A 23,671-nucleotide genomic window follows, 5' to 3' on the forward strand; every position below is an offset into this window, starting at 1 on the left:
CCCGAACTCAGAAGTGAAACATCGTAGCGCCAATGGTAGTGTGGTTCGCCCATGTGAGAGTAGGTCATCGTCAGCTCCTTATACTTAAAAAGAGTCATCCTTAATTGGGTGGCTCTTTTTTTTATCTTTTATTCCTAGTGACCTACGTAGCAAATCCTATTTAAAGGTGAGTAAGGAGTAACGGTTGTCTGGGAGACAGTCGTCTGCAGCGCAAGACGAAAGGCTATGCCTGTAGATAGCTCTTGCGCTGTCTAGCAAAGTAATGCTTTTCCTTAACGGTGCTCTTCTCGTTCGTCAGCTCTCTATTCTAGATAAAGCCCCCAACGCTCATGCGATGGAGGCTTTTCTTTGTGTGCGGTTTGGTGACGGATCTACTGATTTCAGTCTAATTTATTCTAGCAAGCGTATTGCAGTATTGATTATAGAAAAACTTGAAGGTATGCTATTTTCTATTAGAAGCGCTTATAACTTGTAGAAAGCACTACATTAAAGACAAAGCCGTCATTAGACTAATAAGGAAGTATGCGTGTCGATTTGGTTGCTAGTTCTAATATCATTTTTGCATATTACTATTGGCGGGGCTTTTGCTTTTGGGTTTCTTTTTTATATATGTGCAGAGGGAAGCCCAAGCTTAACCAAAATTGAGAATAATATTCTTTTTACCTTGCTGATCGGATATGCAGCTTCGCTTGTAATCAGTGTTGGAATGGCTGTTTATTTTTACGTATTTATTACTAGCGATTTATATTATTGGTGTTTTGCCATACCGTGGGGACTACTGATCCTACTATTAGGTTATTGGGCATATATTTTAGCGAAATTTAATGCATTCTGAGGATACTATTGGTATGTCTGGCCTGATTCATTACTTTTCAAAATAATTCACCTATCTCAGGTATCTCTTCAAAATCGAATCCTAACTGTTCATCTTTACGCTGTCTCATTTGTTCTATACGCAGCTTACGTCCTGCGATAAGCCTTAGCACCTCGCGTTGCTGCTCTGTCGTCATGTCATGCCATAGCTGGCGCTCAGTTCGACTACGCAGGCAACCAAAGCAATAACCCTTCTTATTGCTTTGACAAAGACCAATACATGGATTGGCAATCTCGAACAGCTCAAACTGTTGATTCATGACTCCTCCATAATGACTACCGTCATTCCTTTGACCTGCATAAAATCACTGTACAACCTTATTATGTCGCAAATACTGACTAATAGTGTGCCATTTAGTGTGCCATTTTATTATTATTATTTCCGTCTAGCGGGTGCTATGCTTAGCTTTGATAGCCTTTATAAGATAATCATAACAAAATTAATAAGTGAGATGATACGTGAACTTGATTTATATCCATGGATTGGACAGTGATGCTAATTCGACCAAAGGGGTGTTGTTAGAAAAATATTGCCAGCTTCATTATCCTGATATTAATGTGCTGCGTCCTGATTTAAATAAAACCCCCGCTCAAGTGTGTGAGCAACTACTGTCTTTGATCGAAGTGCTAAGTAATGGTGAAGATAGAAAATCAGCAGATAAGCAGACTGAGTTATCAAATACAGTATTAATCGGCAGCTCGCTAGGTGGGTATTTTTCCACTTTGATAAGCAATCAGATAGGTTGCCCAGTTTTATTGCTTAACCCTAGTGTCCAGCCCCATATCACCTTACAGCGTTTCTCTAATCAATCAGTATCAAGTCAAGATAACTTAAATGAGTCATCTACTAGCAAAGTCCTGCATACGACAGCGGGTGGCTGGAGTATTACGCCTGCAGATTTACAGTGGTTTGCAGATCATCAGCTGTTATCAGTAAATTATCCCGATAAAGTTGCTGTGCTATTAAAAGAAGGCGACGAGTTGTTGAATTCTGAATTGTCTAAATGTTTTTATCAAAGTCATGGCGCATCGGTAACGGTGCAAGTAGGTGGCGATCATCGCTTCAGTGACTTTGATGAGCAGTTGCCCATGGTGATGAATATCTTACAGAATTTAGTTCAACCTTAAATAGACGACATTATATGACGTAAGCGATGGAGTATTAACGTTAACGTCGCCATTTTTCGTTATAATGGTTTAATAGAATTAAACGCACGCGAACAGTTAAGGATGCATTTGTGAGTCAATATAATGCGCAATCATTAGAAGTTTTAGAAGGTCTTGAGCCAGTCCGTCGTCGTCCAGGTATGTATACCGATACCACGCGCCCGAATCATTTGGCGCAAGAGGTTATTGATAACTCAGTTGATGAGGCGTTGGCTGGTTATGCTAAAACCATCAAGGTGCAATTGCATAGTGATGGATCGTTGTCTGTCGAAGATGATGGGCGCGGTATGCCAACTGATATTCACCCTGAGTTTGGTCAATCTGGTATTGAGCTGATTTTGACCCGATTACATGCAGGTGGGAAGTTTTCGACCTCTAATTATGAGGTGTCAGGTGGTCTACATGGAGTGGGTATCTCTGTCGTCAATGCGCTATCAACTCGCGTTGAAGTTACGGTATGGCGTGATAGCACACAGTTCGACATGGCATTTGAAAATGGTGCACCAGTTACGCCATTAACGGAAGCGGTCAGCTCAAATAAGCGTAAACGTGGCACTAGAGTACACTTTTGGGCAGATGGTAGTTTCTTCGATACGCCCAAATTTAATGTAAAACAGCTCAAGCACAATCTAAAAGCAAAGGCTGTTTTGGCCGCTGGACTGACGATTGAATTCACTGACGATATCAATGATGAAAAGGTCGTTTGGCAGTTTACGGATGGGGTGGTCGAGTATCTAAACGAACAATTAGATGGTTTGGAAACATTGCCTGAAGCACCGTTTTATTATAATTATGATGCGAAAGCGGGCGAACGAGCTGCTATTACTTTTGCCTTGTCTTGGTTGCCTGATGGTGGCACGCCGATTCAAGAAAGCTATGTGAACCTGATTCCAACAGCTCAAGGCGGTACGCACGTCAACGGACTGCGTACGGGCATCTTAGAAGCACTGCGTGAGTTCTGTGATATTCATAGTTTGCTACCACGTAGTGTGAAGCTAACCGCAGAAGATGTCTGGGACGGAGTGAACTATATCCTGTCTCTGAAGTTCTCTGAGCCACAGTTTTCTGGACAGACCAAAGAGCGTTTATCTAGCCGTGAAGCGGCGGGCGCTGTACAGACATTGGCAAAAGATGCCTTTAGCCTATGGTTAAACCAGCATGCGGACATGGGTACGCAAATCGCTGAATTGGCAATTAATAAAGCAGGTCGTCGTCTAAAGTCTGCCAAAAAAGTTGCCCGTAAAAAGATTACTCAGGGACCAGCATTGCCTGGTAAGTTGGCCGATTGCCGTGGTGATTTACGTGATGGTGCTGAGCTGTTCTTAGTAGAGGGTGACTCTGCGGGTGGTAGTGCTAAGCAAGCAAGAGATCGTCATTATCAGGCGATATTACCTCTGCGCGGTAAAATCCTAAATACATGGGAAGTATCATCAGATACGGTGTTATCAAGTCAAGAGATTCATGATATTGCCATTGCTATCGGTGTCGATCCTGCCTCTGATGATTTGTCTGAGCTGCGTTACGACAAGATATGTATCTTAGCGGATGCTGACTCTGATGGACTACATATTGCGACATTGATCTGCGCACTGTTTGTGAAGCATTTCCCTGCGCTAGTGGATGCGGGTCATTTGTTTGTGGCCATGCCGCCATTGTACCGAGTGGATGTGGGTAAAGAAGTTCACTATGCACTGGATGAGCCGGAGCTTGCACATATCTTGGCTAACGTACCGGGCAATAAAAAAGCTCAGATTACACGCTTTAAAGGACTTGGTGAAATGAGCGCTGAGCAACTACGTGAGACGACGATGAGCCGTGATACACGCCGCCTAGTACAGTTAGATATGGATGACATGGTACTGACCAATAGCGTAATGGATATGCTACTGGCTAAGAAGCGTGCCTCTGATCGCAAGTCATGGCTTGAGAGTAAAGGTGATTTGGCCAATATTTCTTAACACTTAGCAATAAATTTAGAGAAGTATGTGTATAGAATATCGGGATAGGTCATTACTTATATTTATGGCTAAACGATCTATCACATAATAAAAGCACGCAAAATTTAGCCTAGCCACAAAGGCTTAATGGTATTATGTCAGTACCTTTCATTATATTGTGCTGTCATGATACCGAAGATTTTTAACCGCTCTAAGTCTGTTGCTTCTCAACCTGTGCGCTCCAAAGTACTCCCAAAACTTAGCAAAAAGCATTTGGGAGACAAGGTTCCAAAGCGTGGTAATAAGTTTGCGCCTGTTATTGCATCTGCGCTGTTAAAGGCAGCAGGTTGGCGTACGGTAGGCGAGATTCCAAATATCTCACAAGCTGTAGTGCTTGCTCTGCCCCATACTTCTAATGTGGATGGTATTTATGCGATTCCAAGTCTGTTTGCATTAGATATCAAAATCAGCATTATGGGCAAGCACACGCTATTTAAAGTGCCTGTATTTGCGCAATTATTAAATTGGATAGGGGTCATTCCTATCGATCGTGGTAATAAAGGCTCTGTGCTGCAAGCCAGTATTGATAAGTTCAAAACTGGTGAACCCTTATTTTTGGGATTATCACCAGAGGGGACACGGCAATATACTGAGTCGTGGAAGACAGGTTTTTATTATTTAGCGGTGGGTGCTGGTGTACCGATTTTGCCAGTAGCGATGGACTACAATACTAAAGAAATACGGTTTATGTCGCTGGTTTATCCTACAGGTGATATCGAAGCAGACTTACCAAAAATATATTCTCAATATAAAGGGGTGTTACCAAGACACCTTGAGCGTTTGTCGCAGCCACTACAAGATATCAATAATGCAGCTGAATAAGCTAAATGGTATAAATATTAGTTCCATTAGTTAAGTTAAAATCATTGGTTGTATGACAGGTGCGAAAACTCAAAGTTGTCTACAACTAAGTTCTAATAATTAATTTTGAAAAAGCCCCTGATATGATGGTATCAGGGGCTTTTTTTGAATAATATTTGGATGTTTATCAGTGCAAAAGTCTAAAACTGTGGTTGGCCGTTAGAAGCGCTAACACCACCGTCGACAGGTAGATTGACACCAGTAATCATGGAGGCATCATCACTTGCTAAAAAGGTAATGGCAGCGGCGATATCTTCTGGGGTTGCCAAACGTCCAAGCGGACAGCGGGCTAAGAACTTATCCGTTTTAGACTCGTTATCTTGGATAGCCGTGGTCATATCGGTTTTAGTGACGCTTGGATTAACCGCGTTGACGCGAACACCATCTGAACCATGATCCAATGCTAATGTACGGGTTAAATTGGTTACACCCGCTTTAGCGGCATTGTAAGCAGCCATATTCCAGTCACCACCTACGCCGGAGAGCGATGAAATATTGACGATATTACCCTTTGATGCAATCAAATGAGGCATAGCCGCTTGAGAGACGTAGAAGGTCCCGTTTAGATTTACATCGATAGCAGAGCGCCAATCATCAGCAGACAATTCTGTGATCTTACCTTGAGTTGCTTTGCCAGCATTGTTTACCAAGATATCAATCTTGCCGAATTTGTCGATAGCGCGCTCAACCATCTCTTGTACTTGGCTTTGGACACTGATGTCGCATGTAATAATGAGATAATTATCGGTATGAATCCAGGTACGATCTTGCGGCAACTCTTTGGCAGTTTCTTCTAGTGTTGCTGCCGTACGTCCTACTAAAACCACACTAGCGCCTTCCTCGGCAAAGCGAATGGCAGTTGCACGGCCAATACCAGAACCTGCACCCGTTACGACGACGGTCTTTTCTTTAAAACGCTTCATAATGTTTAATCCTTATTATTATATAATAGTCATTAAAAATTCGATAATTAAAATTTCAATGACTACGGTTTCGATAAATATAACTAAGTACAGTTCGTCATCTATAAACTTGCACGCAAGCAATACTGCTTTGATATCATCATAACAAGTGATCGCTTTGAAAGCGACTGTCTCTGATAGTGCTTATGTAGCATAATTTTGCATCATTCAAATATTTGTAATACGCGATAATGATGTTGTTATTATTACGAGCTGGCATGTGCGATATTCACCATACGATAATAGAAGGTTGGAATTTGTGTCCCATTCGATTACTACTATGCCCGACTGGGGCTATCTGACGACTGAGCTAGTCAGTTATTTACAAGCAGATGCTATGGCAGTGACTTTAGCAGGCATGCATACGATTGAGCATGAATATAATGCTCAGTACATCGCTCGTCACTATCAATATCAGTTACCACTTGGCAAATTACAGCTGTTGGAGCTGACACTATATCTACCCTATGATACAGAATCAGCTGATATTGAGGCTGTACGTATGACTGCGGTCAAGTCAGCACTTACGTGGTACAGGTCATTATCGACTCAAAATGAAGACAATACTTCAGTTGGTTATGAAGCTATGATTTTTGACATTCAGCTTGTCGGAGGAAGTATCCGTCTTAATCAAGGTGATAACGGTGACAGTGCAAATAATTCAAACAGTGCTCTACAACGACTTAAACACAATTTTGGGGTCCGTTACTTTTTAGAAGACTTAGTTGTCGACATGAGCGAAAGCATGCAGCAGCTGCAAGTCTTTAGCTGGGATGATTGGTACTTGATAGCAGCAGCGGTACGAACCCCATGTGAGTTGTGGCGTTTCTTGGCTTATCATTTAGAACAGCTGAGGCAGTCGGCTGTAAACCATATTCCAAGTTTTGAGTCAGAAGACGCTTTGGTTGAGCGCTTTTTACAAAGCCCAGATTTGTTTGCCCCTGCCATTGTAGTCGACAATGCGCTCATCAAAAATGAAGTACAAGACGAACCTAACTCAGCATTGGTCGCCATTACGCTTGCCTACAAGAACCAAAGTTCAACTGCTCAGATGTACCATCAGCATATGATACAAGCGGCCACGATATGGTCTCAGCTAAGTATGCAGATGATAGATACGTATGGTAAAAAGCACGCAGCTAATAACGACGACCAAACAGCAATACCACTCGCTCACTGGCAACGACAATTGCTAGATGAATCTTTGTTTTCACGTCACGAGCTTATTCGTACGCTATATAGACACCCTAAACAGAGCGCAGCACTGCAAAAAGACGGCTATGTGGTACATCAACATTCTTATGAAAGTTTGGGACGACATTATGTACTGGTGTTTTATGGTCAAGAGCCAAAAGGACCCAATAGCAAATCCGCTGTCCAACCAAAGCTAGCGAAGATCGCACAGGACGTTGCCACGCGTTTGCCAATTATTGAACTACATCATGTAGTCGTGCTTGGTATTGAGTTTATCACTGAGAATAATGAGAATTTTTTCGATATTGATTTGTGGATTCAGCCAGTCGATGCGATGACTCAAAGGGAGCGCCAACTTACTAAGCAAATGCAAAAGCTAAAGCAACAGGAGTTAGATAAGCAAAATATGCCACCTGCTAGTAGCGTGGAAGATGGTAAACCTGCGAAGGCGCAAAAAGAAAAATTACCTCAAGTACAGATGAGCTTGACGATTCCAGCGCGAAAAGATAAGCAGTAGATTGTAGCGTGAAATTGTTTGAATGAACTTTTATACTAAGAGCTTCGATAACAATAACCACAGATTTATTAATATAATTAATGACATAAAAAAAGACAGCCTAGGCTGTCTTTTTCGTATCTAAACTAAACAATCAAAAATACTTATTTATTGATATCGTCATTGAGACCGCTACCAGGAAGTACGTCATCACTGTTGTAGATGTCATTAGTATCAACACGTGGTGTATCAACTACATCGGTACGTAAATCAGTGGTAGGTGTACTAGCAGCAGACGGCGTGTTTTCACGAACTGAATCAGCAACCTTTTCTTGAGTTGATGAACTTGGCTGTAGCGCAGATTTTGCTTTCGCTTCAGTACGTTCATGGTCCATCTTGTCCTGCATTTTACGTAGGAAGCGAGCTGCAGCTTCTTGACCACCAAGACCAAATGATAGAGCAAAGGCAACGGCTACCGCGCCTAGTGTTAGACCAAATGCTAGGTTAACGATTGAATCGGCAATACCCATCGCTTTTAGACCCATTGCTAATACTAGGCCCATGATTAATACACGTACGATGTTTGCTAGGAATTGTGAACCTTGCTCAGAACGTTCAACCACACCTGCAATGATATTGGCAAGCCAGAACCCGATGAATAGGATAATTGCGCCTAGGATGATGTTTGCACCGAATGCGATAAACATCGTAATAATAGCTGAGATAGGCTCGAAACCTAACAAGTCAGCAGCTGCAATAGCGGCGAATAGCATAGCGAAGAAGATAATCGCATAACCAACTAGGTCAGAGACTTTCTTATCGCCCATGGTTTCTTGTAGACCAACTTTCGCAGGTAATTGATTGATTTGAGTGTTCTCAATCAGACCTTTGATGATGTTGGCAACCATGCGTACAACATAGAAAGTTACTACTAGGATCGCGACTGCCATAAAGATGTTTGGCAATGCTTCCATGATTTTGTTAAGCATATTGGTCGCAGGGCGAGCAATTACTTCGATTTTTAGTGCGTTTAGAGCAGCAATAATGGTTGGAATGATAACCACAAGAAATGCTAATGAACCAGCAATGTTAGGTAAGCTGTTTTGCTCACTTAAACCTGCTTTTGATGCCAATTCTTGTACATTAAAAGTAGAAACAAGATTGGTTACGATGCCGCGTACGACTTTGGCAATAATATAACCAACGACGAAGACTACACCAGCGATCAAGATATTAGGGATGAAGCTAAAGATTTTGTCGACCATATTAGTTAATGGAGCGAACAAGCCATCAAGCTCTAATTGACCAAGTACCATGGTCAATACAACCAATAAGATGAACCAGTAAACCATATCAGCAATCGTGCTGCTCATTGGTTTTACACCAGCTTGTGCACTTAAACGCTCATCCATAGAGGTTTTCGCAAGAGCTGCGTTGATCGCTGTGCGTGCAACAGTAGCCACGACCCAACCAATCACACCAAGTGCGATAGCGCCGATAAGATTAGGGATAAATGCCAATACTTGATTAACCATATTTGCGAATGGTGCTGAGATAGAGTTTAAGTTTAATTGGCTAAGTGCGCCTGAGATAGCAATGATGAAAATAAACCAGAAAACAATTTTGGAGATGATACCTTCAAGGTCGTAGGTCTTACCAGTTGAAGAGTTCATACGTTGATTGAGATTAACTTTAGAGAGTACGCCGCGTACCAATGCTGCGATACCAAGGGCTACTAGCCAACCAATAACGAATATCAAAATAGCACCAATGATGGAACCGATAGGTCCACCGAGATAGCCGTTAAAAGATGTGTACATTGGGTTCATCTTATCCTCCTTGAAGCATCTTATATAACTCGCCAAAAACAATGTTCATACAGCGATTAGTGAGCAAGACATACAGATGGTTGTCATAAATAGTATTTTTAGAATCAGTTATATAGAGATATTATCGTTTTTGAGCATAAATTATTATCAGCAGTATCTCTTATTTATATTACAGTGACTTCGCTATGGATATCTGCTTATTTTTGATAAAAATTAACGCTCGGTTACTTATCTCCTTAACTAATTCAGCTTAGCTGATGTACTGATGGATTTAAAGACAGAAAGCTTTACCTGTTACTATATTTGTGTGATAACTTGTTATTATGATAGAAGATATTAACATAGACTATACATTGACCCGATAATTTCGTGCAAAGCGTGGTTCCCAAAACTAAGATTTGTTATTATAGAGGAATGTGACATCTCGCCACTATTCTTACAATTAGAGAGTACTTTATGAAAAAAATCACTACTTTAGGCGTCAGTGCACTTGCTAGCGCTATGTTGTTAGTAACAGGCTGTAGCACCAACAATGGCAATCAAGAAACAGCCGCTCAAAGCGTTTCCATTACTGAACAAAGCTCAGCTAGTGAAAAAGTAGGTTATAGCTTAGGTTTCATGATGGCAGAAGGCAACAAAGACGCTGTCAAAGATCTAGACCTAAATACTTTTGAAAAAGGCTTCCGTGATGGCTACGAAGGCAATGAATCAGCATTGACCCAAGAGCAAATGCAACAAGTATTGATGGACTATCAAAAAGAGCAAGAAGAGCAGTTTGTTAAAGACATGGAAACCAAAGCGACAGAAAACAAAGCCGCTGGTACTGCATTCTTAGCAGAAAACGCTAAAAAAGAAGGCGTGAAGCAAACAGAGTCTGGTCTACAGTATAAAGTTATCAAAGCAGGTACTGGTAAATCACCAAAAGCAACTGACGTGGTGGAAGTAAACTACGAAGGTAAATTGCTTGATGGTACAGTATTTGACAGCTCTTATGAGCGCGGTGAGCCAATTGAGTTCCCACTAAACCAAGTAATCGCTGGCTGGACTGAAGGTTTACAGTTGATGAAAGAAGGCGGAAAATACGAGTTCTATATCCCTTCAGACATCGCGTATGGCGAAGCGGGTAACGCTGGTATCGAGCCTAACAGCACGCTTATCTTTACTGTTGAGCTATTAAAAGTAAAATAAGTATCTAAAGCAAATATTGTTTAATTTAGGTACTTAGCCTACAAAAAAGCCTTCATATAGTTATGAAGGCTTTTTTACGACTAATATTTTACCTTAGATTGATATAGACCTTACAAAGACGATATCAAGTTGGCGATAAATTATAGATTCTTTTGAAAGACTTTAGAGTTACGGCCATTATGGTACTTCTCTAAACGTGCTTCAGGCAAAGCGCTGGCTTCAACCTCAGCGAAGCCTTGCTCGACGAACCAATGCGCGGTACGAGTGGTCAAAACAAATAGCTTGTACAAACCATGGCTACGCGCTTGCTGTTCTAGAAACGCTAGTAAATCTGCGCCGCGGCTACCACTACGATACTCAGGGCGCACGGCAACACAGGCAACTTCCGCTGACTCTGAATCTAGCGTATGCAATGCTGCACAGCCCAAAATCATACCATCACGCTCAATCACACTATAGTTATCAATCTCTTGCTCCAAGCGCTCGCGTGAACGACTGACCAAGATGCCTTGTTCTTCTAGAGGTGACAGTAGCTCAATAAGACCAACCACGTCATCGATATTTGCACGGCGAATTTCTTCATAAGGATCATGGCTAATCAGCGTGCCAGAACCATCACGTGTGAATAGTTCTTCTAGTAATGCGCCGTTTTTGGCATACGAGATAATATGCGTGCGATGGACGCCTTGACGACAGGCCAAGCTTGCACAGTTCAAGAAATAATTGATTTCGCAATTTAAATCACGATCACGTAAGAAGCGATCAACTTCATTAGGAATCATTTCACGTAATAAACGATCATCGTCGTTGATACCCGCTTCTTCACCTAAGAATATAAGCTTGTCAGCACCGAGTGCTACAGCAGCGCTTAGGGCCACATCTTCCGCCAATAAGTTAAATACTTCGCCAGTTGCAGAATAGCCCATCGAGCCTAGTACAACGATATGGTCATGAAGTAGGTTGTTTTTGATGGCTTCCACATCGATAGAACGCACTTCACCCGTCATTTGGTAATCAATACCTTCACGGATACCGTATGGGCGCGCTGTCACAAAATTACCAGATATCGCATCGATACGCGAACCATACATCGGAGAGTTGGCCAGCCCCATTGATAGCTGAGCTTCAATCTGTAAACGAATAGCACCAACGGCTTGTAAGATAGATGGCATCGCTGCACGTGGCGTAATACGGATGTCTTGATGTAGCGGCGATTCAATGTTAGCGTCTTTTAAGTTCTTTTCGATTTGCGGTCGTGCCCCGTGTACCAGTACTAGCTTGATACCCAAGCTATGCAACAAGGCAAAATCATGAATAAGTGTGCTGAAGTTCGCATGATTGACCGCTTCACCACCAAACATGATCACGAAAGTTTTGCCGCGATGGGTATTAATGTAGGGTGCAGAGTTACGGAACCAATGGACGTATTCAGGGTTAATCTGGGGCATGGAGCTAGTAGTCATAATGGGAGCAGTAGTCGTTAGAATAAGAAAAGGGGCGCAGCAAAAAAATGCCTAACGCTAAAGATTTACCATAGCAAAAAACGCGGTTATGAGCTATCTTTTATTTCAGCTGTATTCAAGCATCCTGATTGCCAATCGCTGATATACACAACCTCAACACTGGGTTAATGTACGTACAAATGCTTTTTGTTATGCTAAGCGCTATTGCTTTACAGATGCTGAGCGAAGATAATCAGGTTAGATAAGTGAGTTCATGTGTTTCATAGATTGCATGAACTATTTCACAGCGATATCTTATATACATCGTAATGCTTTTTATCTGTTGAACAAATTATAAAAATAACTTAAGTTGCACCATCTGTGTTTTACCGATATATCAACCAGGGATAATGAAAATCATGAAAAAAAGTAACCAGTTTGCTAGCCCGTTCAGTGCTTGGAGCGGCCACCGCTTATTTCACGTTGTTGCCGGTACGCTCATCGGTGCAATGGTAGTTACACAAGCCTCAGCGATGCTACCAACACCAGAGCAAGCGGTTGATAGCTCAATGGCTATTCACACAAATGCCAACAAGAGCAGCAATTCAAGTGCTCAAGCGGTCAACAGCAGAATTACGGCGTCGTTGGTCAGCGTTGATGCCAATGGTCAAGAAGTACTCGTCCCTGTAGATACAAACACGCGTTTACAGTCAGGTAATGTATTGGAATATCAAGGGTACTTTACCAATACCAATGCAGATCGCGTACGTAAAATGACCGTTACGATGAGTATCCCAGAGCAGGTAGAACTATTAAAAACGGTTGCTCCTGAATTCCCGTATGGCAGTGTAGATGGCAATAACTTTGCTCGTATGCCATTACGTACCAAAGTTGATAATCAATTACAAGACGTCGCGCTTAAATACTATAAAGCGGTACGTTGGGACTTAGAAGGTGTAGGTCTAAATGATACCGTCGCTGTAAAATACCGCGCGCGCGTTAAATAGTCCTGAATTTTGGGACTAGAATTTAGCTAGCATTGATGTAGTTAGCACTGAAAACTATCCATTTAGTACTGAAAGCTATCAATAAAAAAGCACCACAGTTTATAGCTGCGGTGCTTTTTTATGGTGTGTCAGGGCGTTTGATGATTTTACTGATAAGTAATTGATGATAATCAATTACAGCGTGGCATATTTGCTACCAGATTTCTCTTGGATAAGTTGTTTAATAGCATTGATTTGTGGCGTTGTTGCTTGAGCGCCTGCTTGTATTAAATTGCGGCGCTGCCTAGTATCTATCGAACTGTTACGACCGACATTGGGAGTAATAACAATATCCGCTCGATCCCGCTCATTCTGACTTGATGCGGAGCGCTTAGCAGGCAGGTTGGTAGCTAGAATATTGGTTTCTAGAAAGCCCCAAAAGTCACTCAATGAGTTCATAGTCGGTATTTGATTATTAGTACTACCATTGCCTTGAGCTCCCGTCACATCTACAGCAATGACAATATCAGCACCCAAGTCATAGGCGCTATCTACGGGTACTAAACTGACCACACCGCCATCGATATATTTTTTACCAACCTTTTCAGGAATGCGCGGGGCAATAAAAATATTGGGTACGCTACAGGACGCTTGTACGGCAAGCCCAGCATTGCCAGTGGTAAAGACTGTTTTCTTTAGTGTGTGTTTCTCTGCTGCGATTGCCGCAAAAGCAATGGGGAAATCTTCTATGGCACGCGCATTCACTTTACTATTGATAAAGTTTTTTAACTTAATACCTTCGATAAAACCTTGATTGGACAAGGTAAAGTCTGTGAGCTGGCTATCTGTAGTGGTCAGTGCCAATTGCTCAAGCTGTGCAGGTGTGTAACCACTGGCGTATAAGCTACCGATCAAGCTACCTACACTCGTACCGACCACCAATGTTGGTTTGATACCGTTTTCCTCTAGAGCTTTGATGACGCCCACATGGGCAAACCCTTTTGCACCGCCACCACCCAATACCAGTGCGACAGTAGGGGCCTTAATAACTGGCTCTGGTGTGGCAGGAATAGTCGATGGCAACGTGCTACACGCATTAATATACAAACCGAGAATTGGTATTAAGCTCAACCTCAGTAATTTTAGATTATGACGAATTAGGTTGTGACGAAACTGACGAGGCAAAATAGAAATAAGCATAGAAAAACACCTTATGAAATTGCCAGAATTCAAAAAATTAGACATCAGTTATTGGTATGATGAGAAGAAGCGGTTTGTCTATAGTAGATGGACTGTATAGATGCTATTTTACTAAATAGCCTAGCATAAGCAATTGTATTGTCAGCTATAATGAAATGAGTCGAATTTTTATATGTACTATCGTTATCGCTACTCTGTGGTACAAGTCATCATGTACAGCCTATTAAAAATGCTCGATTTAGCATACGAAAATTAAAAATAATATTGTTAGGATCTTTAATGCCAATATCGGAGAGTCATGCCTCAGCCAACTCGTCAGATCACTTTAGATCTGACATACCGCTATCAGCACTAGATATGCCAGTATCTGCACTAGCAGGTGTAGGGGTAAAAGTCGCAGAGCAGTTGGCGCAATTGAATATCAAGCGGATATTCGATTTGCTATTACATTTGCCTCGTGATTATGAGGATCGTAGTCGACTGGTATCAATCGCCGATGTAGAGCATGGACAGTCAGCGCTAATTACCGGTCATATCGTCCATGTCGATACTAAGCGCAGTGGGATGACTGTGACGGTGGACGATGATACGGGTACGATATCGTTACGGTTTTTTAAGGTCTATCGTGGTCTGGTACAGACCATGAATTTGGGAACGCGCTTACAGCTATTTGGTGAGGTCAAAGTCAGCCGCTACGGTAAGCAGATACATCATCCTGAATATCAAATTATCACTGATAATACAGTCATGACCGATACGGGATTGCAGCCTATTTATCCTACTGTCAAAGGCTTACATCAAAACAAGCTGCGCACTTTAATTAAACTGGCATTGCAAACGGTTCGGAGCCAAGGTCTGCCGATGACATTGTTTACGGCTGAAGATTTTGCAGTTGTATCTGATTTGCCATTAGTGCCTTTTGAGCCATCCAAATCAGCGGTGTCAGAGGCCGAATATACCGAAGATATTTTTTCGACGTTAGCACGCAGTGTGCCTGATAATGCGATTGGCAATAGCGTATACAAGCCCAATCCTTCTACCTATCAGGCAGATAATGACATACATAATGTCGCTGCCAGTATTGCTCAGCACAATGTCTATAATTTAACGATATTTGAAGCATTGGTACTGCTGCATACGCCGCCTACTTATACCAGTGCGTCTCAGCAATACAAACTATTCACTCAACTCAGTGCTCGTACGCATGCTGCCTGCCAGCGCTTGATTATTGAAGAATTGACTGCGCATCAACTCAGTTTGCTATATCGTCGCCAGCAGCTACATCAGCATAAAGCACCCAAATGCACTACCAATAGTCCTCTTGCTGATAAGCTATTTTCTGCATTGCCTTTTGATTTAACGGGTGCGCAAAAAAGAGTGATGAAAGACATTACTGCGGATATGGCGACCTCAATTCCGATGCTACGACTGGTACAGGGAGATGTGGGTGCTGGCAAGACGTTGGTGGCAGCAGGGGCGGCAGGTTATGCGCTCGATAGTGGCTGGCAGGTAGCGGTAATGGCACCGACCGAGATTTTGGCAGAGCAGCATCTACTGAATTTTAAGCAATGGTTTGAACCATTGGGCATTGGTGTCGGTTGGCTCGCAGGTAAGCAAACGGCCAAACAGCGCCGCGAAGCTTTGGAAGCGGTTGCAGAAAATACCGTGCAAGTGGTGGTCGGTACTCATGCACTGTTTCAGGAGCAAGTTCAGTTCGCTAAGTTAGGTTTGGTTATCATTGATGAGCAGCATCGATTCGGTGTTGAGCAACGCATGGCATTGACCAATAAAGGCGTGGCTAATAGCACCCCGCACCAGCTAATCATGACCGCAACACCGATTCCAAGAACCTTAGCAATGAGTGTCTATGGCGATATGGATACCTCAATCATTGATGAGTTGCCACCGGGGCGTACGCCAATTACGACGGTAACTATCGATCGCAATCGACGCGATGAAGTCATAGAACGTATTGCGATCAATTGCGAAGCGGGCAGGCAAGCGTACTGGGTATGCTCACTAGTAGAGGCATCTAGCGTATTGGATGCGCAGGCAGCTGAAGCTACTTATGAGGACTTAAATGAACGTCTAGATATTCGTATTGGACTGGTACATGGCAAGATGAAGTCTGCCGATAAGCAAGCCATCATGCAAGAGTTCAAAGCAGGTAATTTGGACTTATTGATTGCGACGACTGTCATCGAGGTAGGGGTTGATGTGCCCAATGCGTCATTGATGGTTATCGAAAATGCGGAGCGTTTAGGGCTATCACAATTGCATCAGCTGCGCGGGCGAGTCGGACGTGGCTCGACTAAAAGCTTCTGTGTACTGTTATATCAAAAGCCGCTATCAGAGACAGGTACTGAGCGACTAAATGTCCTACGCGATAGTACCGATGGTTTTGTCATTGCTCAAAAAGACTTAGAGCTACGTGGGCCAGGAGAGCTGTTAGGTAAACGTCAAACGGGTAACGTTGGTTACTATCTGGCTGATCTGATCCGTGATGAGCAATTATTTGCTATTGCTCAGCGGTTAGCTAAGCATTTGATAGCAGACCCTGCGCGAAAAACAGATGTCAGTCAATTGATTCATCGCTGGATGCCTGAGGCAAGTCGCTATACCAATGCCTAGCGTTTAGTACCCAGTGTCTAGTAATCAGTGCTTAGTATCGGTATCGGCAAGTAGGTTCAGTATGTCATCGAACCTAGCTCTGGATATAATCAAACAGTATGGCCGCAAGGTTAAAATTATTTATAGACAACACTCCATCCATAGTCAGCCGTTGAATACATCAGAGATTCAGCGATTGACTACATGCGCTCTTATTTCTTTAAATCGGTCGATATGCCTTGAACATTGCACAGATATTCGGTCTAAGTTTCAATTAAATTTATGAACGCTAGACCCTATATATAAAAATAAGATGATGGCTAAATATATGCTATTCTCGATAATTTGATGAACTATTATAATAATAAACAGTGCTTTAGAGAACATCGTAATACTCGCTGTAAGTAACGCTCATAGCCATATATCAGGCTGTCCAAACATTGCTTCGATTGCGTGCCACTTTTTATTATTGCTGTGAATGATTGAGATTTTTAGTCATTCTATATCGAGTATTTCAATATTGACTGTACCTACAGAGAGTTATCATGAGCGATTTTGAAGAAACCCATTCTAAGCCGTCAGCTGAATCTGAGTTGCCGCCGTATCGTCAAACTGATACTGTATCTAAAAGGCCATCTGCAAAACCACCAATATGGTTGTGGCCCGTGTTGGCAGCCGTGCTAGTGATAGGGGTGCTGCTTGGCAAGTATTGGGGCAATGATAGTAATGCAGCTACAGATGAGTCAGCAACTTCTAATTCTGTCGCAAACGATCAGGCAACTGGTAGCGATGCCAGTATTGAGCAATCAGTACTCTCAGTAGAAACAGTCAGTCCAAGCCAAGATGATATCGGCAGCACCCTCAGTGCCGATGGAACCATCAATGCTAAAGATACTGCGAACGTCAGTGCAAAAGTCAATGGTGTAGCTATCGAGCGTATTTTGGTCGAAGAAGGTGACCGGGTCAGAGAGGGTCAGGTCTTAGCCGTGTTTGATACGGATGCTATGGAGCAGCAAGTGCTACAGGCGCAAGCGGATGTCGCAGAAGCGGAAGCCACCCTGGCCAATGCTAGCGCTGATGCTGCACGTGTGCTGCCATTGATCGATATCGATGCCATCAGCAAACAAGAAGCCGACCGCTACCGTACCTCGGAAGTACGTGCCAGAGCTTCTTTGCAAGCATCCAAAGCTCGTTTGAGTAATCAGCGTTTAACGTTAGAGAATGCAAAAGTCGTCGCTCCTGTCAGCGGCATTATCAGTGAAAGAATGGTAGAAGTCGGTCAAGTGGCAGGCGGGGATCCGTTATTTACGATTATTAAAGGCGGGGTTTTGGAATGGCGAGCAGATATAGATCCTAAGCTTATCGGTGATATCAACGTCGGTACGCCTGTACAAGTCAGTCTACCGGGTGGTGATACTGTGATGGGGCAAGTAAACCGCATCGCACCCACCGCAGACAACAACCGCCAAATTACGATTTATGCCAGCCTAGCTGCCAACTCAAAGATACGTGCAGGCATGTATCAAACAGGCGAATTCCTATTAGGAAGTACCAGTACGCAAACGATTCCTAATAGCGCCGTGGTCAGTAATGATGGTTATGATTATGTGATGCTCGTTACCGAATCGACTACTCGAGACGATCGATCAATGGGACGTATCAAGCAGCAGCGAGTCACATTGGGTGAGCGATTGGGCGAGAGCGTAGCAGTGTTAGAGCCCTTGCCAAGTGACAGTCGTATCGTAAAACAGGGCGGTAGCTTCTTAAATGATGGTGACCTAGTGCGCGTTATTGATGGTGTAACTCAAACCAGTAAGCCAGTGCAGGCACAGCCATGAGCTTAAACGTCTCCGCTTATTCGATAAAGAACCCGCTCGTTGCTATCTTACTATTTGTGCTGCTGACGTTGGGCGGCATTTACGGTTTCATGAAAATGAAAGTCCAGCAGTTTCCGGATATAGACTTGCCAGCGGTGGTAGTCACGGTGACGCTACCGGGTGCTGCGCCCTCACAGCTCGAAAACGATATCGCCAAAAAGATTGAAAACAAACTGACCAGTATCGAAGGCGTGAGTCATATTCGCACCACGCTACAGACGGGTGCGGCGACCATTGCCACTGAATTTACCTTAGAAAAAGATATTCAAGAAGCGGTAGACGATGTGCGGTCAGCAGTCGGTGAAGTACGTGGTGATCTACCAGCTGCGGCTAATGATCCTATTATTACCAAAGTCTCTACTGCTGGATTTCCAGTGGTTACTTACTCTGTCGCTGCTGAAAATATGAGCGTGGAGGATCTATCTTGGTTTGTTGATGATACCGTTACCAAGCGGCTATCTGATATACCAGGTGTTAGTACCGTGAGCCGTGTTGGCGGGTTGCAGCGTGAAATCACAGTTGCTGCTGACCCAATTGCGTTAAGTGGTCTGAAGTTTTCTATTTCGCAATTATCGCAGCAAATCGCTGGTATCCAGCAAGACAGCTCTGGCGGGGAAGCGGAAGTTGGCAATACCACTCAGACCATCCGTGTTCTCGGTGCCGTTGAGCGAGCAAATGAGCTAAACGATTTGCAAGTGGCTGTCCCTACAGGAGGCACACAAGCTTTAGGTCGTATGGCAAAAATCACTGACGGCGCAGCAGATCCAAGCTCGATTGCTAAGCTAGATGGTAAAACAGTGGTAGCATTTAACATCACTCGATCGCGCGGTGCCAGTGAAGTCGATGTGATGGAACTGGTTGATGAAGAGCTTGCTAAACTGACAGCTGATGTCGGTAATATCAGTATTGAAAAAGTCTATGACCGAGCCACACCCATTGCAGAAGATTATGAAGCCTCATTAAGAATGCTCATCGAAGGTGGGCTGTTGGCTGTAGTGGTAGTCTTCCTGTTTTTGCGCAATATTCGAGCGACTATCGTTGCCGCGGTCGCTTTGCCGTTATCAGTCATTCCAACCTTTTTGGGTATGTATCTGTTTGGCTTTAGTCTTAATATCATCTCATTACTGGCATTGTCGTTGGTCATTGGGGTGTTGGTCGATGATGCAATCGTTGAAGTCGAAAACATCATACGCCATCTACGCATGGGTAAGACACCCTATGAAGCGGCGATGGAAGCTGCTGATGAAATCGGTCTCGCCGTTGTCGCGACTACTTTTACGTTGATTGCGGTATTTTTACCAACGGCCTTTATGGGCGGTATCGTTGGACAGTTTTTCCGTCAGTTTGGTTGGACGGCTGCCTTATCAATTTTTGCCTCGCTGATGGTAGCGCGCCTGATTACCCCTATGATGGCAGCTTATATCTTACGACCTGAGAAAAAGCACACCGAAAAACAAAGCTCGATGATGAAGTACTATCTTAAGATTGTGTCTTGGACCCTACATCATCGCTGGATAACCATGGGTGCAACGCTTGTTTTATTTGTAGCATCGCTAGCTCTGGTTAAGCTGTTACCCACGTCATTTATCCCTGATAATGATATCGATCAAACTCGAGTGGCTATTGAGCTGACACCTGACGTGTCGTTGGCAGATACTGAGCGTGTGGCGGCGCTAGCAAGTGCTCGCATTTTAGCCATGCCTGAGGTGACCAATATCTTTACCTCAGTGGGAGAGGCGCAGGCATCAATGGGTGCGTCGGATGGTGGCGGCGGTAAGGCTGAAAACATCGCAGGCTTGGATATCGTACTTGCCCCGCGTGCAGAACGAGGCACCAAGCAAGAGATAGAGCGCAAAATTAGTAAGCTAATGACAGAAGTGCCAGGAGCACGGTTTACAGTCGGGCTATCGAGTGGTGGTGAAAGTGGCTATAACTTTTCATTGACTAGTACCAATCCGCAACTGCTTGAACAAACTGCACAAAAAATCATGTCTGAGATTCGGGGGCTACCAAGTGCAGGCGCTGTGACCAGTGATCGCAGTCTACCACGCCAAGAGCTAACGGTAACGCCAGATAGATTGGCAATGGCGGATAAAGGGGTCACGACGCAAGATATCGCTACGACTTTACGTGTGGCGACCGTAGGCGACTACGAACAGCAATTGTCCAAGCTCAATCTTGATACGCGCCAAGTACCAATCGTCGTACGTCTACCTGATGTGGCTAAGCAAAATGTTAGCCAACTAGAAGGTTTGTACGTGCCGAGCACTATGCCTGCCGGTCAAGGTGTGCGCGTCGGTGAGGTTGCTACGCTAGACTTTGGCACTGGGCCTGCACAAATTAGCAGATTGGATCGAGAGCGTGCTATTAGTATCACGGTACAACCTGCGAGTGGCGAGCTTGGCGATTTGGTGCAAGCGGTCAAAGCAGTGCCGACCATGCAGCAACTGCCGCCTGCAATTACCATCATCGATCAAGGCCAAGCCGAAAACATGGCAGACCTCTTTAGTGGCTTTATCATTGCGATGTCCGTCGGTGTGGTTTGTATTTTAGGCGTACTTATTCTACTTTTTGGCCGTTTGTTGCAGCCTTTTACCATTCTGATGGCGTTACCTCTATCGATCGGTGGGGCGTTTGTTGGCTTGGTGATTACCAATAGCAGCTTATCGATGCCTTCGATGATTGGCTTTATTATGCTCATGGGTATTGCGACCAAAAACTCTATTCTATTGGTCGATTATGCATTGATTGCCCAGCGCCGAGGGCTGGCGCGTTTTGAGGCTATCGTAGATGCATGTCGCAAGCGTGCACGGCCTATTATCATGACAACTATTGCGATGGGTGCAGGTATGTTGCCATTGGTATTTGGTTGGGGCGATGCAGATCCTACTTTTAGGCGACCGATGGCAGCAGCGGTACTGGGTGGTCTGGTAACCTCTACGCTATTGAGCTTGGTTGTTATTCCTGTCGTCTATACTTTGATGGATGACCTATCAGGATGGTTTGCTAAATGGCTGGCTCCACATGGTAAGCCTAGTGACCCCTAATAGTTACTTCTCATAGAGAGCCAAATAGCTAACCAATTAATGAGCCAAGACACGACACAATAATAGCAATCTGGAAAACGATGTATGATTAACACGCTCTCAATTAGGTCATATACTCGTCAAACTAGAGGGCATTCTCATGACTTTCATCAGATTGTTTTGCCTTTGCGAGGTGCAATAAATATCGAAGTTGGGAGCTATACTGGAAAAGTTATCCCAAGCGAATGTGTTGTGGTTAAGACAAATGAAAAGCATTACTTTAGCGCTGAAGAGAATGCAAAGTTTATCGTTGTGGATACAGATTTATTGCCAGAAAATGTGCTTCATTCATCACAAATTGTCTTTTCTATAAGTGCGCCATTGTTGGTATTTTTGGAGTTTTCAGAAAGTCAGTTAAGGTATCAAATCAACCCTGAAGTCGAGAAGTTGATGTTTGATACCTTTTATAAACTTCTAGAACAACAAAATCTATTTGTGCAATATGACGCTCGAATTAGAGAAGTCGTCGCATATATTCACCACAATTTTGCTAAAAACCTTTCTGTCGAAGTGTTGGCGGATATCTCTTGTCTCAGTGCCACACAGTTTAAAAAGAACTTCAAATCGCAAACAAGCCAAACCGTCACTGAGTACATTACAAAGATCAGAATGCAAAAGGCTCAAGCTTTGTTACTACATACTGATTCACCTGTCGCTATCATAGCCGAACTGGTTGGTTATACGGATGTTAGTGCTTTTAGCCGCCGCTTTTCTAAATATTTCGGTATTGCCCCTTCCAAATTAAAACACGTCTAACCAGACATACAAACCGTCCAACCTGCAAAAACAGTAGTCTATAACTCTCTATAATAATGTTATTCATTATAACGTTAGAGGTAGCTACTATGCTGCAGAATAAATCTAGTCTAAGTGCTATTTTATGTGTGATAGCTGCCAGTGTCCTTTGGGGAACGACAGGTACAGCGTCTGCTTCTATACCTGACGTTAGTCCATTAGCCGTTGGTGCGTTTTCGATGGGGATAGGCGGTGTATTGCTAGTATTGAATGCTAAGAATAATTTATTAAGCGATAGACAGAAACTACTTTCTAAACCCAGTCTCTTATTCATTGGTAGCCTATGCGTTGCTATCTATCCTTTGGCTTTTTATTCTTCTATGAGATTGGCTGGTGTCGCTATTGGTACAGTGATCTCAATTGCTAGTGCACCATTTTTCACTGTTATCATGGAGCGTCTGATTAGCAATAAAATAGTCACTAGTCGATGGGTGGTAAGTTTTATATTTGGTGTGGTTGGCGTTATTTTTCTGACTTTAGGGAAAACCCAATATTTAGATATAAACGCACAAGCAAATAATCGAATACTAGGCGTGTTGTTAGGGTTAGTTGCAGGATTGGCCTATGCCACATACTCATGGACAGCACGTCAAATGATAGAGAATGGGGTAAACTCGAAATCAGCGATGGCCAGTATGTTTGGTCTGTCGGCGATTTTATTGTTGCCATCATTATTATTAACAGGGGAAAACCTGTTTTTAGATGCAAAACATATAAGCGTTGCCCTATATCTGGCAATTGCGCCGATGTTCTTTGGTTATTTACTTTTTGGTCAAGCGTTGAGAGTAATTGAGGCGAGCAAAGCGACGCTTATCACGTTATTAGAACCTATCGTGGCCACTATATTGGCTATCATTATAATCGGTGAAACATTCTCTCCTATCGGCTGGCTAGGAATGTCACTCATGATAATCTGTCTTTTATTGCAGGTAATGAAGACGCCAAAAATAACAGGTTATCCAAGAAGACATGCATTATATAAGTAATCAAACAATATAAGCAACAAAGTAACATAAGTAACAAAGCAATATTTCTGACGATAAGCAGTATTTTTGATGAGTGATTGCCTGCTAAGTATGACTCTTTGTATGACGTTAGTCTAAAACTG

At 43.3% G+C, this 23,671-nt stretch carries 17 protein-coding genes; 12 read left to right on the plus strand and 5 right to left on the minus strand.

Annotated elements, in window-relative coordinates; translation table 11 throughout:
• Positions 1–526 precede the first annotated feature (526 nt).
• Positions 527–835, plus strand: coding sequence for a hypothetical protein (locus Q0788_RS09535; protein WP_298810087.1), 309 nt, complete (start codon positions 527–529; stop codon positions 833–835).
• 37 nt (positions 836–872) lie between these two features.
• Here Q0788_RS09535 and Q0788_RS09540 read toward each other — a convergent pair whose 3' ends face one another.
• Positions 873–1,133 carry a DUF1289 domain-containing protein gene (locus Q0788_RS09540; RefSeq protein ID WP_165596742.1) on the minus strand — a complete coding sequence of 87 codons (261 nt, stop codon included), beginning with the start codon at positions 1,131–1,133 and terminating at the stop codon, positions 873–875.
• Between the two features lie 199 nt (positions 1,134–1,332).
• Here Q0788_RS09540 and Q0788_RS09545 point away from each other — a divergent pair, with 199 nt between their 5' ends.
• From Q0788_RS09545 to Q0788_RS09555, 3 genes are all read left to right on the plus strand, one after another.
• Positions 1,333–2,001 (plus strand): YqiA/YcfP family alpha/beta fold hydrolase, encoded by a 669-nt coding sequence (locus Q0788_RS09545; RefSeq protein ID WP_298810089.1) that lies wholly within the window; start codon positions 1,333–1,335, stop codon positions 1,999–2,001.
• A 110-nt stretch (positions 2,002–2,111) separates the two neighbouring features.
• Positions 2,112–3,998 carry a DNA topoisomerase IV subunit B gene (gene parE, locus Q0788_RS09550; protein ID WP_298810091.1) on the plus strand — a complete coding sequence of 629 codons (1,887 nt, stop codon included), beginning with the start codon at positions 2,112–2,114 and terminating at the stop codon, positions 3,996–3,998.
• Positions 3,999–4,163: 165 nt separating this feature from the next.
• Positions 4,164–4,859 (plus strand): lysophospholipid acyltransferase family protein, encoded by a 696-nt coding sequence (locus Q0788_RS09555; protein ID WP_298810093.1) that lies wholly within the window; start codon positions 4,164–4,166, stop codon positions 4,857–4,859.
• A gap of 179 nt (positions 4,860–5,038) precedes the next feature.
• Here the strand turns inward: Q0788_RS09555 and Q0788_RS09560 are convergent, their stop codons facing one another.
• On the minus strand, positions 5,039–5,821 hold the full coding sequence (locus Q0788_RS09560; RefSeq protein WP_057762139.1) for an SDR family NAD(P)-dependent oxidoreductase: 783 nt from the start codon (positions 5,819–5,821) through the stop codon (positions 5,039–5,041).
• 298 nt (positions 5,822–6,119) lie between these two features.
• Here Q0788_RS09560 and Q0788_RS09565 point away from each other — a divergent pair, with 298 nt between their 5' ends.
• Entirely contained in the window at positions 6,120–7,571 is a 1,452-nt protein-coding gene (locus tag Q0788_RS09565) for a hypothetical protein (RefSeq protein WP_298810096.1), read from the plus strand.
• Between the two features lie 143 nt (positions 7,572–7,714).
• On the opposite strand, the gene Q0788_RS09570 is transcribed toward Q0788_RS09565, so the two are convergent.
• Positions 7,715–9,379: a mechanosensitive ion channel gene (locus tag Q0788_RS09570; RefSeq protein WP_298810098.1), complete on the minus strand. Its 1,665-nt coding sequence runs from the start codon at positions 9,377–9,379 to the stop codon at positions 7,715–7,717.
• A 456-nt stretch (positions 9,380–9,835) separates the two neighbouring features.
• Between Q0788_RS09570 and Q0788_RS09575 the strand changes: the two genes are divergently transcribed.
• Positions 9,836–10,567 carry an FKBP-type peptidyl-prolyl cis-trans isomerase gene (locus Q0788_RS09575; RefSeq protein WP_057762133.1) on the plus strand — a complete coding sequence of 244 codons (732 nt, stop codon included), beginning with the start codon at positions 9,836–9,838 and terminating at the stop codon, positions 10,565–10,567.
• Positions 10,568–10,707: 140 nt separating this feature from the next.
• On the opposite strand, the gene argA is transcribed toward Q0788_RS09575, so the two are convergent.
• Complete coding sequence (argA, locus tag Q0788_RS09580) at positions 10,708–12,030, minus strand: amino-acid N-acetyltransferase (RefSeq protein WP_057762129.1); 1,323 nt, start codon at positions 12,028–12,030, stop codon at positions 10,708–10,710.
• 398 nt (positions 12,031–12,428) lie between these two features.
• On the opposite strand from argA, the gene Q0788_RS09585 reads away from it, so the two are divergent.
• Complete coding sequence (locus tag Q0788_RS09585) at positions 12,429–13,016, plus strand: hypothetical protein (protein ID WP_298810100.1); 588 nt, start codon at positions 12,429–12,431, stop codon at positions 13,014–13,016.
• Between the two features lie 174 nt (positions 13,017–13,190).
• Here the strand turns inward: Q0788_RS09585 and Q0788_RS09590 are convergent, their stop codons facing one another.
• On the minus strand, positions 13,191–14,195 hold the full coding sequence (locus tag Q0788_RS09590) for a patatin-like phospholipase family protein (RefSeq protein WP_298810102.1): 1,005 nt from the start codon (positions 14,193–14,195) through the stop codon (positions 13,191–13,193).
• A gap of 279 nt (positions 14,196–14,474) precedes the next feature.
• Between Q0788_RS09590 and recG the strand changes: the two genes are divergently transcribed.
• From recG to Q0788_RS09615, 5 genes are all read left to right on the plus strand, one after another.
• Positions 14,475–16,826 carry an ATP-dependent DNA helicase RecG gene (gene recG / locus Q0788_RS09595; RefSeq protein ID WP_298810104.1) on the plus strand — a complete coding sequence of 784 codons (2,352 nt, stop codon included), beginning with the start codon at positions 14,475–14,477 and terminating at the stop codon, positions 16,824–16,826.
• A gap of 524 nt (positions 16,827–17,350) precedes the next feature.
• Positions 17,351–18,643, plus strand: coding sequence for an efflux RND transporter periplasmic adaptor subunit (locus Q0788_RS09600; protein ID WP_298810106.1), 1,293 nt, complete (start codon positions 17,351–17,353; stop codon positions 18,641–18,643).
• On the plus strand, positions 18,640–21,729 hold the full coding sequence (locus tag Q0788_RS09605; protein WP_298810109.1) for an efflux RND transporter permease subunit: 3,090 nt from the start codon (positions 18,640–18,642) through the stop codon (positions 21,727–21,729). Before Q0788_RS09600 ends, Q0788_RS09605 begins: the two co-directional genes overlap by 4 nt.
• 84 nt (positions 21,730–21,813) lie before the next feature.
• Positions 21,814–22,524 carry an AraC family transcriptional regulator gene (locus Q0788_RS09610; RefSeq protein ID WP_298810111.1) on the plus strand — a complete coding sequence of 237 codons (711 nt, stop codon included), beginning with the start codon at positions 21,814–21,816 and terminating at the stop codon, positions 22,522–22,524.
• 89 nt (positions 22,525–22,613) lie between these two features.
• Positions 22,614–23,549: an EamA family transporter gene (locus Q0788_RS09615; RefSeq protein WP_298810113.1), complete on the plus strand. Its 936-nt coding sequence runs from the start codon at positions 22,614–22,616 to the stop codon at positions 23,547–23,549.
• The last annotated feature ends 122 nt before the right edge of the window (positions 23,550–23,671 follow it).

The sequence above is a fragment of the uncultured Psychrobacter sp. genome (assembly GCF_947500265.1).
Classification (GTDB): Bacteria; Pseudomonadota; Gammaproteobacteria; order Pseudomonadales; family Moraxellaceae; genus Psychrobacter.